Below are 13,964 nucleotides of genomic sequence, written 5' to 3' on the forward strand. Positions count from 1 at the left end.
GATTAAACTCGCGTTGACTTTCTCTGGCGGCCACGCCAAGAAGTGTGTTCATTATAACCATGGAATCCGGATGGAAGCCGTGACTCAGTCATCTCTCGCTCTTCCTCGCCTTTTTCGGCATATCACCCGTCTTTTTTCCGCAGCGGCATTGTTTCTGACCCCGTTTGTGTTCGTGGAGACCGCCCATGCGGATTTCCGCGTCTGCAACAGCACGCAAAACCTCGTGGGGGTCGCAATCGGCTACCGGGCACAAAACGGCTGGGTCAGCGAAGGCTGGTGGCAGGTTCCCTCCTCTACCTGCGCAACGCTGATAGAGGGTGAGCTGCAGTCGCGTTATTATTATCTTTATGCCGAGGATGCCGCCCATGGCGGCCGCTGGACTGGTGACGTCAACATGTGTGTGGCGGAAAACGAGTTCAAGATCGACGGCGTAGACGATTGTTATGCCCGCAGCTTCCAGAGAATGGGTTTCAAGGAATATGACACGGGCAGACAGGGCAGCTGGATGGTCCAGCTTTCCGATACGCCAGGCACACAGGGAAATCAAAACTGATGAAGCGTAACCGCAAAGTCAAAATTCTTGCAACTCTCGGCCCCGCCTCTTCCGAAGAGGCGATGATCGAGAAGCTGCATCTGGCCGGCGCCGATCTCTTCCGCATCAACATGAGCCATGCGAGCCACGACGTGATGCGGACGCTCATTCAGCGTATCCGTTCGGTCGAGAGCCGCAACGGCCGTCCCATCGGCATTCTGGCCGACCTGCAGGGTCCCAAGCTGCGCGTCGGAAAATTTGCCGAAACCAAGGTCGATCTCGTTCCTGGCCAGACCTTCACGCTGGACAATAATGACGCCCCCGGCGACAACAGCCGCGTTTTCCTGCCGCACCCTGAAATTCTCGAAGCGGTCAAGCCTGGCCATCGCCTGCTGATCGATGACGGCAAGCTGCATCTGCGCGCTGAAAAATGCGACGGCAAGAGCATCGTCACCACGGTCGTTTCCGGCACCCGGATTTCCGACCGCAAGGGCATCAGCCTGCCCGATACCCTGCTTGGCGTCGGCGTGCTGACCGATAAGGACCGCGTCGATCTCGATGCCGTTCTGGCAACCAATGAAGTGGACTGGGTTGCACTTTCCTTCGTCCAGCGCCCGGAAGACCTGGCCGAAGTCCGCAAGATTTCGCGCGGCCGCGTTGGCCTGATGTCCAAGATCGAGAAGCCGCAGGCGATCGAGCGGATCGAGGAAATCATCGAACTTTCCGACGCATTGATGGTCGCACGTGGCGATCTCGGTGTCGAAATGCCGCTGGAAGCAGTTCCGGGCATCCAGAAGCAGCTGACACGCGCCTGCCGTCGGGCCGGCAAGCCCGTCGTTGTCGCCACCCAGATGCTGGAATCCATGATTACCGCACCGGTTCCGACCCGCGCCGAGGTGTCGGACGTCGCCACCGCCGTGTTTGAAGGCGCCGATGCCATCATGCTTTCGGCTGAATCGGCCTCCGGTGATTACCCGGTCGAAGCCGTGTCGACCATGGCGTCCATCGCCAGCACGGTGGAACAGGATCCCTATTATTCCAACATCATCTACGCGCAGCGCCCGCAGCCGGAAGCAACCGGCGCCGACGCGATTTCGCTTGCCGCCCGCCAGATTGCCGAAACGCTGAAGCTTGCGGCGATCGTCACCTATACGTCCTCCGGCACGACGGGCCTGCGCGCCGCGCGTGAACGGCCGCAGGTTCCGATCATTGCGCTTTCGCCGATCATCCAGACCGCACGCCGCCTGTCAGTGGTATGGGGCCTGCACTGCGTCGTCACCGGCGATGCCAGCGATCTGGACGACATGGTGAACCGCGCTTGTCGCATCGTCGTATCCGAAGGTTTCGGCAAGCCGGGCGAGCGCATCATCATCTCCGCCGGCGTACCACTCGGAACCCCCGGCGCAACCAATATGGTGCGCATCGCCTATATCGGCTCGGACGGCCAGAGCGGCGTCTGAAGTCAGAACAAACCGTCATAAAAAAACCCGCCGTCACCGGCGGGTTTTTTGTTGGCCTTTAGGCTGCACTACAACAGCTTGGGCTCAGTGCATTTTCACCGGCGTGCTGAAGCGGCTGGACTCGATTGCCGCAGCGCCCGGCCTGAAGCTTGCCGAGGTGGCAGAGGCCGACATGTCGTGGCTGAGCATGCGGTTGGCGATAACGCGCGGTGCCTTTACCGAACGCCCGGTCGTACCCTTGTTCTGGTTCAGCGCCCAATCCGAGATCAGATCCTGCGTCAGGCGGCCACCACCAACCATCGCCTGATGGGAAACAGCCGCATCCTGCTTGCTCGGGCGCGAACCCTTGGTCGGCAAGCCGGCAGTGAGCCCACCATTGATGGCGGGCTTGAGGTCGAAGGCATCGCCGAAGCCCTGCTTCGGTTCTGCCTTGGCCATTTCGGCCGGCGCTACCGTAACCTTGTGGTTGACAGCGGCCGGGAACGCAGCAGCTGTCGGAACGGCAGCCGATTGAACCTGCGAACGGGCAGCCTGACCGCTCTGTTCAAGAGCCGCTACCACTGTCGGCGAAAGCGTATCCTGCTGTGCGTCGGCGAGATCGTCTTCACCTTCGGGGTCAGCATTGGCCGCCGCCAGCAGGGCTTCTGCGACTGCCGGGCGATTGGCGGGAACCGGAACGGAGGCAAGTTCACCGGTCGCAGCCGGGGTTGCGCCATCTGCCGAAGCCGTCAGGATCGATCCCTCGGCATCGCCTCTCATGCCACGCGGCCCGAGAAGTGTCGGCACGGGTACGGATACCTCAGCCAGATCGGCAAATTGCTGACGCTCAGCTGGAGCGGACGCCGGTGTCGGCGTTGTCGCAGCCTGCAGTGCATCCTGCGCAGCATTGCGGGCAGGAGAATAAAGTGCAGTCGCAAGGCCAGTATTGGCCGGCTGATTGCCGAAGGCGGGACGAGCCGTTGGCAGCGGCGCATCGTTCACGCCAGGAAGAGATTGTGCGGAAGCAACGGCAATGGCCTGTTCCGGCTCGGGCGCTGCGGGCTGCGGAGCAGCCGGCCGTGCGACAGCCGGGCGTTCTGCGGGCTCCGGCGCTGCGATGCTATCCGGATCTTCATCCTCATCGCCTCCGCCGCCAAAGAGTGTCTGCAACAGCGTCTTGCGCTTGCCGCCGCCGGAAGAAGCAGGACCAGAACCGGCGCTGGAAGCAACCTGGATAGAGGACGAGCTGACGCGCTTCTTGTAATCCGCCAGAGCCTGTTCGTAACCGGGAAGCGGCTTGCCGTCGGAGGGAAGATGCAGCGTATTGCCGTTCGGGAAGATGCGGACGAGTTCCTGGCGGCTCATGCGCGGCCAGGCGCGAACGCCGCCGACATCCATGTGCACGAAGGGGGAACCGGAACTCGGGTAGAAACCGACGCCGCCGATCTGCATCTGCATACCGATTTCGCGCAGACGCGCCAGCTTCACGCCGGGTATGTAAAAATCCATGGCCTTGCCGAGCATATGCTGGCTTTTTTCCGCGACACCCTTGGTCCGGGTGCGCAGGAGACCATTGGTCTCCGGCGAGCGAAAGGCCGAAACGACGTTGATGTAATCGGTCGCGCCGCTGCGGCGATAAACTTCCCAGACGAGATCGAACAGGCGCGGGTCCATCCGTGTCGGCTGGTTGCGGCGCCAGTCACGCAGGAACCGGTTCAGCTCCTGCAGACCCTTCTGGTCGTATTTGCCATTGCGCTTGAAGGTGATGACCGCCTTCTCGCGTGTATGGATATAATACAGTTTAAGGCTGCGCGTCTCGGCGAAGGCTTCCGTCGCCGAGGCACCTACGAAAGGCATGGCGGCGAGCATCAGGCAGGCAAAGGTGACAGCGCGTGCCGACAGCTTCGTGCATATATCCTTGATCAAGCCGCGCGCGATCTTGGTCGACAGCGCGTTATTCCGATGCAGATATGGCAATTCGATCCCCGCCTGGAAGACAATTTCTGTCACATTGCCTCAAATGAACGTCAAATACGGTGACACGATGGCAAAATTGCCACACACATGCAACCTTCCTCTACATAGTGAATCAGCCACTAACAAGAGGTTTATAGACGGTAAGCGGATATCCTTGCTCAGAAGTTAACGAATCTCACGATCTGCCGGGGAATATGCCATTTGCGGCATCAGGCGGCATCTCGAAGCGGATCATCGGGATCGATGCCATAATCCTTCAGTTTTCGATAAAGCGTCGATCGCCCTATGCCGAGTTTCCGTGCGACCTGGCTCATCTGCCCGCGATAGAAACGAAGGGCGAAACGGATAAGCTCTTCCTCGATCTCCGCCAGTTTTCGGATATTGCCCGAATCGTCCATGCTGGAGATCAGGTTGCCTCCGCGGTAGATGGTCGTCGAAATATCCGCCGTATCTTCAAGAACGGCGTTAGTTTCGGCCAATGGCGGCGGCGGTGAATAGGCCGCGAGTTTCAGCGACGATCCAGACGGCGACCGGATGGAATCACCCGCTTCATCCCCCGTTGCAAATTCCGGCAATTGCAGCGCGATCTGCGGAAAATCGGAATCCGCCAGTTCCTCGCCCTGCGACAGCACGACAGCGCGGAAAACGGCGTTTTCAAGCTGGCGGATATTGCCCGGCCAATCATAAGCCGTCAGCAGCGCCAGGGCGCTGGCGTCAAGGCCAACCGGATTGGGCAATTTCTGCTCCGCCGAAAAACGCTCGGCGAAAACCCGCGCCAGATGGGGAATATCCTCCTTGCGGCGGCGCAGCGCCGGAATGGTGATCGGGAAGACGTTGAGGCGATAATAGAGATCCTCGCGGAAACGGCCTTCCTTCACCTCTTCGATAAGGTTCTTGTTGGTGGCGGAAATCAGCCGGACGTTGACCTTCTGGACCCGCGCGGAGCCGACGGTTTCGATTTCGCCCTGCTGAACGGCACGCAGCAGCTTGACCTGAACGTCCAGCGGCAGATCGCCGATTTCATCAAGGAACAGCGTTCCGCCATCGGCCTCCATGAATTTGCCGACATGTTTTTCCGTGGCACCCGTGAAAGCGCCCTTCTCGTGGCCGAAGAGAATGCTTTCCACCAGATTATGCGGGATAGCGCCGCAATTGACGGTGATGAATGGCTTGTTCGACCGGTCACCGGCCGACTGGATGGCGCGCGCGACCATTTCCTTGCCGACACCGGATTCACCTTCCAGCACCACGGGAATGCTGGACTGGGCGGCACGTTGTGCGAGCTCGATGACCCTCAGCATTGCGGGGCTTGCGGAAACGATATCGGTAAAATTCACTGCATTGCTCCGTCCGCGCCTGCCCGTGCGGGCCTTTGCCTCTCTCCTGTCAAGTTTGAGAGCATTGGAGATGGCGGCGCCGATCCTTTCCGGGGAGACCGGCTTGACCACGAAATCGAAGGCGCCGGCGCGCATGGCCTGCACGACAGTGTCGATGCCGCCCTGTCCCGTCTGGACAATGACGGGAACATCGGTGCCAAGTTCGCCGACGGCTTTCAAAAAGGTCAGGCCGTCCATTTCCGGCATCATAAGGTCGAGGACAACAACATTGATCTCGCCGCTATATTGCTTGAGCAGCTCCAGCCCCGCTTTGCCGTTTTCGGCAAGCAAGGCGAGATGCCCATAACGTTCCACCGCGTTTTTGAGCAGGCGGCGCTGGACAGGATCATCGTCTATCACGAGAACATGCGCGGTCATTTTTGGCTCCGGTTTCCGGTTTATGGACCTGCGTCATGCGGTCCCTTATGCCGCACTCTGGCACAGGAGACTTGAACATCCAGTTTTGAGATTTGCTTGCATTTTATCCATTGCTACGGGAAACAAAGGCCCCATATGCTTCGAAAAGCATAACCAGAAGGATACGTCCGATGACCCTTAATCGCTCCATTCCGCAACCCGTCTTTTCCCTTGCGGAAACCTCCGGTCCCGTGCTTGGCGACCTGCCCGGCTGGAAGCTTTCGGATCTCTATCCGTCGGGCGATTCGCCAGAATATAAGGGTGATCTCGAGAAGGCGGCGGCGATGGCGACGGCTTTCGAGGATAAATGGAAGGGCAAGCTTGAGACCGCCGCAAAGGCGACAGGCGCCAACGGCATCGGCGCGGCTCTCAAGGAGTATGAAGCGCTGGACGATCTCATCGGCCGCATCGGCTCCTTTGCCGGACTGACCTATTTTTCCGATACGTCGAACCCGGCAAACGGCAAGCTTTACGGCGACGCGCAGTCGAAACTGACGGATATTTCCGCCCATCTCCTGTTTTTTACGCTTGAACTCAACCGCATCGACGATGCGGTGATGGACGCCTGCATGGCCAATGATGCCGCTGCAGGGCATTACCGGCCCTGGCTCGTGGATTTGCGCAAGGACAAGCCGCACCAGCTTGACGACCAGCTGGAACAGCTGTTCCTTGAAAAATCGATGACCAGCGCGACCGCCTTCAACCGTCTGTTCGACGAGACGATGGCCGATCTGCGTTTTGATATTGACGGCGCAAGCCTTCCGCTGGAAGTGACGCTCAACATGCTCCAGGAGCCGGAGCCGGAAACCCGCAGGAAGGCGGCGGAAGCGCTGAGCGCCACCTTCAAGGAGAATCTGCGGGTCTTCACCCTCATCACCAACACGCTCGCCAAGGACAAGGATATTTCCGACCGCTGGCGCAAGTTCGAAGACATTGCCGACAGCCGCCATCTGGCGAACCGCGTCGAGCGCGAGGTGGTTGATGCGCTGGCTGCCGCCGTCAAAAACGCCTATCCGCGCCTTTCGCATCGCTATTACGCCATGAAGGCGAAATGGCTCGGCATGGAAGAGATGAACTACTGGGACCGCAACGCGCCGCTTCCAGATACGTCTAATACGATCATTCCATGGGATGAGGCGAAGGATACGGTGCTTTCCGCCTATGGCGATTTCGCCCCTGAGATGGCCGATATCGCCCGCCGTTTCTTCGATGAGGAATGGATCGACGCCCCCGCCCGCCCCGGTAAGGCGCCGGGTGCATTCGCACACCCCACCGTGCCATCGGCCCACCCTTACGTTCTGGTCAATTATCTCGGCAAACCGCGTGATGTGATGACGCTCGCCCACGAGCTTGGCCATGGCGTGCATCAGGTGCTGGCGGGCGGCCAGGGCGCGCTGATGTGCGCCACGCCGCTGACGCTTGCCGAAACAGCCTCCGTCTTCGGTGAAATGCTGACCTTCCGCAAGCTGCTCGACGACACCAAGGACGTGAGAGAACGCAAGGCCATGCTCGCCCGCAAGGTCGAGGACATGATCAATACTGTCGTGCGCCAGATCGCGTTTTATGAATTCGAACGCAAGCTGCACACCGCCCGCAAACAGGGCGAATTGACCTCTGAACAGATCGGTGAATTGTGGCTTTCCGTTCAGGCCGAAAGCCTCGGCCCGGCGATCCGGATTTCCGAGGGTTATGAGACATGGTGGACCTATATCCCCCATTTCATCCATTCACCCTTCTATGTTTATGCCTATGCCTTCGGTGACTGCCTGGTGAACTCGCTTTATGCGGTCTACCAGAAAGCCGAGACCGGCTTTCAGGATAAATATTTCGAGCTTTTGAAAGCGGGCGGCACCAAGCACCATTCCGAGCTTTTGAAACCCTTCGGTCTTGATGCGACCGATCCTTCCTTCTGGGACAAGGGCCTTTCGATGATCGAGGGGCTGATCGACGAGCTGGAAGCGCTGGACAACAAACAGGCTTAACCTCGCCAGCCGGCAAGGCTATCCTATTTCGGACAAGCTTTGCCGGTTGATATCGCCGGTATGGACACCAATGATGACGACAGGCGACGAGCAAAGGCAATGAAGCGCAAACCCGCCGATCTGACCCTGAGGGAAACACTGCGCTGGGAGCCGCAAACGGGCTTTCAGCGCATTGACCAGCATATGCGCCGGCTGTTGCGCTCGGCCGATGCGCTTGGTTTTCGCGCACCGGTCAATGCGGTCCAGATTCTGGAAAAGAAGGTCGGCGGCGAAACCCCGCTCTGTGTCAAGCTGATCATGAACTACAAGGGCGAACTGGACATCGAAACGGCTGATTTCCAGCCGTTGCGGGAGAACACGGTTTGGCGGGTCCGGATCGCGAAACAAACCACCCTCGATTCCGCCGATACCTTCTATCGCCACAAGTCGTCGCGCCGGGAACCCTATGATGCCGCCCGTGCCGAATTTTCAGCCGCGGATGCGGACGAGGTTTTGCTGCTCAACGAACGCGGGGAGTTGTGCGAGGGATCGTCCACCAGCATCTTCGTCGAAATGCCGGACGGGCAGTTGCTGACGCCGCCGCTCGACAGCGGCATTCTGCCGGGCGTCCTGCGCGCTGATCTTATCCGTGAGCGCAAGGCACGCGGACAGGCACTGAAACCGGAGGATATTGCCGGGCGGCGGCTATTCGTCGGCAATTCGCTGCATGGATTGATTGCGGCGGAACTGGTTTAGGCCGTCACTGCCAGAAGCCGGTCACGGCCTTTTTCCTTGGCAGCATAAAGTGCCTGATCGGCGCGCATGAAAATCTCGTCGGCGCTTTCCGCCATGCGATAGGGGGTCATGCCGGCGGAGCAGCTATAGGAGAAATCCGGAAAATCGGCGAGAGGTCTTGAAAGGCGTACCCTTTGCAGCAACCGCTCGACAATCTCACGGCTTTCCGAAACCGAGCTGCGCGGCAGGACAAGCATGAACTCCTCACCGCCGATCCTGCCGAAACAGTCCACCCGGCGGATAACGGAATGGGCGATGCCGACAAAATCGCGCAGAACCGCATCGCCGCATTTGTGGCCGAAACGATCGTTAATCTGCTTGAAAAAATCGATATCGAGGGTGCAAAGGCAAAAGGGTGCTTCAAGGCCTTTGCCCACCCGCTCCACCTGCAGGGCCAGTTTCGCGAAAACGAAACGCCGGTTTGCCGTTCCGGTCAATTCATCCGTCTGCGAAGCGCGCACCGCAAGATCCCGGTCCTGCCGCAGGGCTCTGTAGCCCTGGCGCAATTCCGTGACGTCGCTTGCAACGCAGAGCATCCAGCCATCCTGCTGCACCGTCTCCGTCATCCAGAACCAGCGACCGTCATACATGTCCATCTCGAAGGCGCGATAGGGCAGCTTGCCGCGCCGGGACTGCGCTGACATCAGCCAGCCCTCGAAATCGTTGTTTCTGATGACGACGCCGGTGCCCAGCCGCTGGTTCAGCCGCATGATATCCGCCCAGGTCGGGAAATCACCGGCGGCAAGCTGAAAGCTCTCCCGAAACGATGGGTTGGCATGCCGCAACCGATCCCCGGAATCATAGAGGGCAATAAGAACGGGGGTAGCACTCTGAAGCGCTGCGACACGCTCGATAAGACTATCCAACAGGCAACTCTCCTGTGATGGCGAAAAACTCCCCCGTCGTCATCCGCCCAAAGCCCCCAAGCCTTTGGACATATATACGAAAAGAAGAACCTAATTATAAACGCACTATCTAAAATGCGAAGAGGCAGAATGTGGTGGAAAGGATGCGCGCGGCCATCTCACCACCGCCACCGTCATATGTCCGTCATCCGCCTGCCCTTTATTGTGGCACGCTTTTATGATCTAGCTTACTTATTGGCTGAAAAAGGAAAATTGACGAATGACGGATGCAAACCACCCGATTTACGGCGATATTGACGGCCCCATCATCATGATCGGCTTCGGCTCCATCGGGCGCGGTACTCTTCCGTTGATCGAACGTCATTTCAATTTCGACAGGACCCGGCTCGTCGTCATCGACCCGCGCGAGGATATCGCAGCGTTTCTGGCCGAGAGGAACATTCGCCATATCCGCACACATCTGACCAAGGAGAACTATAAGGAGGTTCTCAAACCGCTTCTCAAAGGGGTTCAGGGTCAGGGGTTCTGCGTCAATCTCTCGGTCGATGCCGCATCCGTCGATCTGATGCGGCTCTGTCGCAAACACGGCATGCTCTACATCGACACCGTGGTGGAGCCATGGCCCGGTTTTTATTTCGACGCCGATGCCGACAATGCCTCCAGAACCAATTATTCGCTGCGCGAGACCATGCTGAAAGAAAAGGCGCGCAAACCGGGCGGCACCACGGCGGTTTCCACCTGCGGCGCCAATCCGGGCATGGTGTCCTGGTTCGTGAAGCAGGCGCTGATCAACCTCGCCAGGGATACGGGTCTTGATATCGAAGAGCCGCAGCCGCATGACCGGGAAGCATGGGCAAAGCTCATGAAACAGCTTGGCGTCAAGGGCGTGCATGTGGCCGAGCGCGACACGCAGCGGGCAAGGGAACCCAAGCCCTTCGGCGCTTTCTGGAACACCTGGTCCGTCGAGGGTTTTATTGCAGAAGGCTTTCAACCCGCCGAACTCGGCTGGGGAACGCATGAAAACTGGATGCCCAAAAACGCAAAAAAACAGAAAAAAGGCAGCAAGGCGGCCATCTATCTCGATCAGCCCGGCGCCAATACGCGGGTGCGAACATGGTGCCCGGGCCAGGGCGCACAATATGGATTTCTGGTCACCCATAACGAGGCGATCTCGATTTCCGACTATTTCACCCTTCGCAATGACGATGGCGGCGTGATCTACCGCCCTACCTGTCATTATGCCTATCACCCCTGCAACGACGCCATTCTTTCCCTGCACGAACTTTTCGGCAATGGCGGCACGGCCCAGCCGATCCAGCATGTGCTCGGCGAAGACGAACTGGTCGACGGCGCTGACGAGCTGGGCGTTCTTCTCTACGGCCATGACAAAAATGCCTATTGGTACGGATCACGGCTGAGCCTGCAGGAAGCGCGCTCGCTTGCCCCTTACCAGAACGCAACCGGATTGCAGGTCAGTTCGGCGGTTCTGGCAGGAATGGTCTGGGCAATTGAGAACCCGCAGGTGGGCATCGTTGAGGCGGACGAAATGGATTACCGCCGGTGCCTCGAGGTGCAGCGCCCCTATCTCGGCCCTGTCGAGGGACATTACACGGACTGGACACCGCTCGATGGCCGACCCGGCCTGTTCCCCGACAATATCGACAAGTCCGACCCCTGGCAGTTCCGCAATATTCTGGTGCGCTGAGGGACGGAGTCTCATATTTGTCACGCCGGCGCTTTCATGCGGGACGTCAGGAACCCGGGAGAGCAAACAACGTTGCCTTGAAATAAGTAACGCTTCACGGCATGGTCGAAGCACAAGGGTTTCATCGAATCGCAGGAGAACAGGCTCATGAACTTCAAGACAAGCGCTGCTTTGCTTTCAGCCGCCATCGCGGTGTCTTCATGCGTCGCGCCGGGTCCCTCCCAGCAGACCTCGATGGCCCCATCGCTTGCCCGCGGGCCGGCCGTCGATGGCCGCTGGATCGACCGTAACGGCATCGTATCGACATTCCAGAACGGCGCTTTCTCCACGCGTTCGACCGATACCAATACGCTTCTGGCCTCCGGCACCTATGTCACGATTTCGCCGACACTCTACGAAATCAACATGACGTCGCTGGTCCGCAATACGCAGTCGCGCGTCAACTGCGCTCTCGTCTCCCCGTCACAATTGAATTGCACGACAGACACGAACAGTCAGTTCTCGCTGACACGTCAAGGCTGATAACATCACCTTTTCAATGAGATGACCTTATGGAACGCACGCCTCAGGCGTGCGTTTTTCTTTATTGCGCGTCTGTCATAATTTCGCTTGCGGCAGCTGCCGCTAAATGGAAACATCGCGCTTTGAAAGACTGACATGTTTTCAGATTAGAGAATAAGCACGGCCGGATGATGATCGACCGGCCCGGGCTTCCGCTTTGAACAGGAGAGAGGGACCATGAAGAAAATTTTGGGACTGGGCATGCTGAGCGTTTCGGCAATAACGCTTTCAGCCGGAGCGGCCTTGGCCGACTACGAGCTCAACATTCTTCACATCAACGATTTTCACTCCCGTATCGAATCGATCAACAAGTTCGACTCGACCTGCTCGGCGGAAGAAGAAGGCAAAAACGAATGCTTCGGCGGTGCCGCCCGTCTTCTGACCGCCATCAATCAGACCCGCGATGCCCTGAAGGCTGAAGGCAAGAACGTTCTGCTGCTCAATGCCGGCGACAATTTCCAGGGATCGCTGTTTTACACCACCTATAAGGGCACGGTGGAAGCGGAAGTGCTGAACGCCATGAAGTTCGACGCCATGACCGTCGGCAACCACGAGTTCGACGATAGCGAGGACGGTCTTGCAGGTTTCCTCGACAAGGTTCAGTTTCCGGTCGTGACCGCCAATGTGGTCGCCACCGCCGCCTCCAAAATCGGAGATCGCGTCAAGCCTTCCATCATTCTTGAAGTCGGCGGGCAGAAAATCGGCATCGTCGGTGCCGTGGCCAATGACACGGCGGAACTGGCGACACCAGGTCCCAATATCACCATTGCCGAAGACGTCGCGAAAATCAGCGAACAGGTGCAGAAGCTGAAGCAGGACGGCGTCAACAAGATCATCGCCCTCACCCATGTCGGATATCCGCGCGACCTCGAATTCATCGCGAAGATCCCGGATGTGGATGTCGTAGTCGGCGGTCACTCGCATACCCTGCTTTCCAACACCGACCAGAAGGCCGAAGGCCCCTATCCGACACTCGTCGACAATCCCGGCGGCTACAAGGTTCCGGTCGTTCAGGCCGGTCAATACAGCAAATATCTCGGCGACCTGCGCGTCGTCTTCGATGACAGCGGCGTGGTCAAGGAAAGCAAGGGCGATCCAATCCTGATCGATTCCTCCTTCAAGCCCGATGAAGCCACGCTCAAGCGTATCGATGAGCTGAAAGCGCCGATCGAGGCGCTGAAAGCCAAGGTTGTCGGCACTTCGGAAGGCCCGATCGAGGGCGACCGCAAGATTTGCCGCGTCAAGGAATGCTCCATGGGCAATCTGGTCGCGGATGCAACACTTGCCCGTGTGAAGGATCAGGGCGTCACCATTGCTTTCGCCAATAGCGGCGGTCTGCGCTCCTCCATTGATGGTGGCGATGTCTCTATGGGCGAGGTCCTGACGGTTCTGCCGTTCCAGAACACCGTGGCAACCTTCCAGCTGAAGGGCGAGGACATCCGCGCCGCTCTCGAAAACGGCGTCAGCCAGATCGATGATGGCGCGGGCCGCTTCATGCAGGTTTCCGGCCTGAAATATTCCTTCGACCGCTCGAAGCCAGCCGGCAGCCGTGTCGTTTCGGTTGAGGTCAAGGAAGGGGACGCTTTCGTGCCGCTCGACCCGGCCAAGGCCTATATCGTCGCGGCCAATAACTACGTGCGCACCGGCGGTGACGGCTTCAAGGTCTTCGCGACCAAGGCAATCAACGCCTATGACTTCGGCCCGAACCTCGAAGAGGCAGTCGCCGCCTATATCACCGCAAACAGCCCCTATAAGCCCTATACGGATGGCCGCATCAGCGAAGTCACGCCGGCCGGTTACGTGGCTCCGGCAAAACCCGCAGCACCCGCACCCGCTGCAACCGCCCCGGCGCCTGCAGCAAGCACGCCTGCTCCAGCCGCCACACCGGCCCCGGCACCTGCTGCCACCGCACCGGCCGCTACTGCGCCTGCGGCAGCCGCTGCTGCCGTCAGCAAATATGTCGTTGAAAAGGGTGACTCGCTCTGGAAGATCGCTGCCGAAAAATATGGCGACGGCGCTCTCTGGACCAGAATTGCCAAGGCGAACACGCTGAAGCATCCGAACCACATCGAGATTGGTGAGGAACTGGAGCTTCCGGCGCAATAAGCCGGTAGCGACCAGACAGGGCAATTTGCCGCAGACCGGAAGCCGACCCTCAACCACGGGGTCGGCTTCTTATTTTCCTATAAAAAACAGGTCATTACAGGCCGCACTTTGCAAAAGGGCATCGTGCCTGTCAGCGAGCCCCGGAAATCACCTCCACCGGTGGTTCAATCCTGAGAAATTTCGTCTAGAACACGTGAACAAATTGACGACAGGGGCGTATAGCTCAAGC

At 58.8% G+C, this 13,964-nt stretch carries 10 protein-coding genes; 7 read left to right on the top strand and 3 right to left on the bottom strand.

Annotated elements, in window-relative coordinates; all coding sequences use genetic code 11:
- Window positions 1-121 precede the first annotated feature (121 nt).
- Window positions 122-553: a DUF1036 domain-containing protein gene (locus AGR13A_RS18405; RefSeq protein WP_374701181.1), complete on the top strand. Its 432-nt coding sequence runs from the start codon at window positions 122-124 to the stop codon at window positions 551-553.
- A complete protein-coding gene (gene pyk, locus AGR13A_RS18410) occupies window positions 553-1,992 on the top strand; it encodes a pyruvate kinase (RefSeq protein WP_035222169.1) in 1,440 nt (479 codons plus the stop codon). The genes AGR13A_RS18405 and pyk overlap by 1 nt, the downstream gene beginning before the upstream one ends.
- Window positions 1,993-2,076: 84 nt before the next feature.
- Here the strand turns inward: pyk and AGR13A_RS18415 are convergent, their stop codons facing one another.
- On the bottom strand, window positions 2,077-3,981 hold the full coding sequence (locus AGR13A_RS18415; protein ID WP_167377590.1) for a DUF882 domain-containing protein: 1,905 nt from the start codon (window positions 3,979-3,981) through the stop codon (window positions 2,077-2,079).
- A 176-nt stretch (window positions 3,982-4,157) separates the two neighbouring features.
- The gene (locus AGR13A_RS18420; RefSeq protein WP_080838407.1) at window positions 4,158-5,702 is read right to left on the bottom strand and encodes a sigma-54-dependent transcriptional regulator; all 1,545 of its coding nucleotides are present in this window, start codon (window positions 5,700-5,702) and stop codon (window positions 4,158-4,160) included.
- Between the two features lie 170 nt (window positions 5,703-5,872).
- On the opposite strand from AGR13A_RS18420, the gene AGR13A_RS18425 reads away from it, so the two are divergent.
- Window positions 5,873-7,723 carry a M3 family oligoendopeptidase gene (locus tag AGR13A_RS18425; protein WP_080838410.1) on the top strand — a complete coding sequence of 617 codons (1,851 nt, stop codon included), beginning with the start codon at window positions 5,873-5,875 and terminating at the stop codon, window positions 7,721-7,723.
- A 99-nt stretch (window positions 7,724-7,822) separates the two neighbouring features.
- On the top strand, window positions 7,823-8,458 hold the full coding sequence (locus AGR13A_RS18430; RefSeq protein ID WP_080838413.1) for an aminotransferase class IV family protein: 636 nt from the start codon (window positions 7,823-7,825) through the stop codon (window positions 8,456-8,458).
- On the opposite strand, the gene AGR13A_RS18435 is transcribed toward AGR13A_RS18430, so the two are convergent.
- Window positions 8,455-9,363, bottom strand: coding sequence for a GGDEF domain-containing protein (locus AGR13A_RS18435; protein ID WP_080838415.1), 909 nt, complete (start codon window positions 9,361-9,363; stop codon window positions 8,455-8,457). The two genes, AGR13A_RS18430 and AGR13A_RS18435, sit on opposite strands and share 4 nt — an antisense overlap.
- 259 nt (window positions 9,364-9,622) lie before the next feature.
- Here AGR13A_RS18435 and AGR13A_RS18440 point away from each other — a divergent pair, with 259 nt between their 5' ends.
- The 3 genes from AGR13A_RS18440 to AGR13A_RS18450 all read left to right on the top strand — a co-directional run bounded on the left by AGR13A_RS18440 (window position 9,623) and on the right by AGR13A_RS18450 (window position 13,735).
- A complete protein-coding gene (locus AGR13A_RS18440) occupies window positions 9,623-11,068 on the top strand; it encodes a homospermidine synthase (protein ID WP_080838417.1) in 1,446 nt (481 codons plus the stop codon).
- 147 nt (window positions 11,069-11,215) lie between these two features.
- On the top strand, window positions 11,216-11,590 hold the full coding sequence (gene omp10, locus AGR13A_RS18445) for an outer membrane lipoprotein Omp10 (protein ID WP_003497694.1): 375 nt from the start codon (window positions 11,216-11,218) through the stop codon (window positions 11,588-11,590).
- Window positions 11,591-11,806: 216 nt separating this feature from the next.
- Complete coding sequence (locus tag AGR13A_RS18450) at window positions 11,807-13,735, top strand: 5'-nucleotidase C-terminal domain-containing protein (RefSeq protein WP_080838420.1); 1,929 nt, start codon at window positions 11,807-11,809, stop codon at window positions 13,733-13,735.
- The last annotated feature ends 229 nt before the right edge of the window (window positions 13,736-13,964 follow it).

This window comes from Agrobacterium genomosp. 13 str. CFBP 6927, from assembly GCA_900012615.1.
Lineage (GTDB): Bacteria > Pseudomonadota > Alphaproteobacteria > Rhizobiales > Rhizobiaceae > Agrobacterium.

What these genes read in the sequence shown, in the direction of transcription:
- pyk (WP_035222169.1), top strand. Translation starts at nt 553, where the DNA reads ATGAAGCGTAACCGCAAAGTCAAAATTCTTGCAACTCTCGGCCCCGCC.
- AGR13A_RS18420 (WP_080838407.1), bottom strand. Translation starts at nt 5,702, where the DNA reads ATGACCGCGCATGTTCTCGTGATAGACGATGATCCTGTCCAGCGCCGC.
- AGR13A_RS18425 (WP_080838410.1), top strand. Translation starts at nt 5,873, where the DNA reads ATGACCCTTAATCGCTCCATTCCGCAACCCGTCTTTTCCCTTGCGGAA.
- AGR13A_RS18430 (WP_080838413.1), top strand. Translation starts at nt 7,823, where the DNA reads ATGAAGCGCAAACCCGCCGATCTGACCCTGAGGGAAACACTGCGCTGG.
- AGR13A_RS18440 (WP_080838417.1), top strand. Translation starts at nt 9,623, where the DNA reads ATGACGGATGCAAACCACCCGATTTACGGCGATATTGACGGCCCCATC.
- omp10 (WP_003497694.1), top strand. Translation starts at nt 11,216, where the DNA reads ATGAACTTCAAGACAAGCGCTGCTTTGCTTTCAGCCGCCATCGCGGTG.
- AGR13A_RS18450 (WP_080838420.1), top strand. Translation starts at nt 11,807, where the DNA reads ATGAAGAAAATTTTGGGACTGGGCATGCTGAGCGTTTCGGCAATAACG.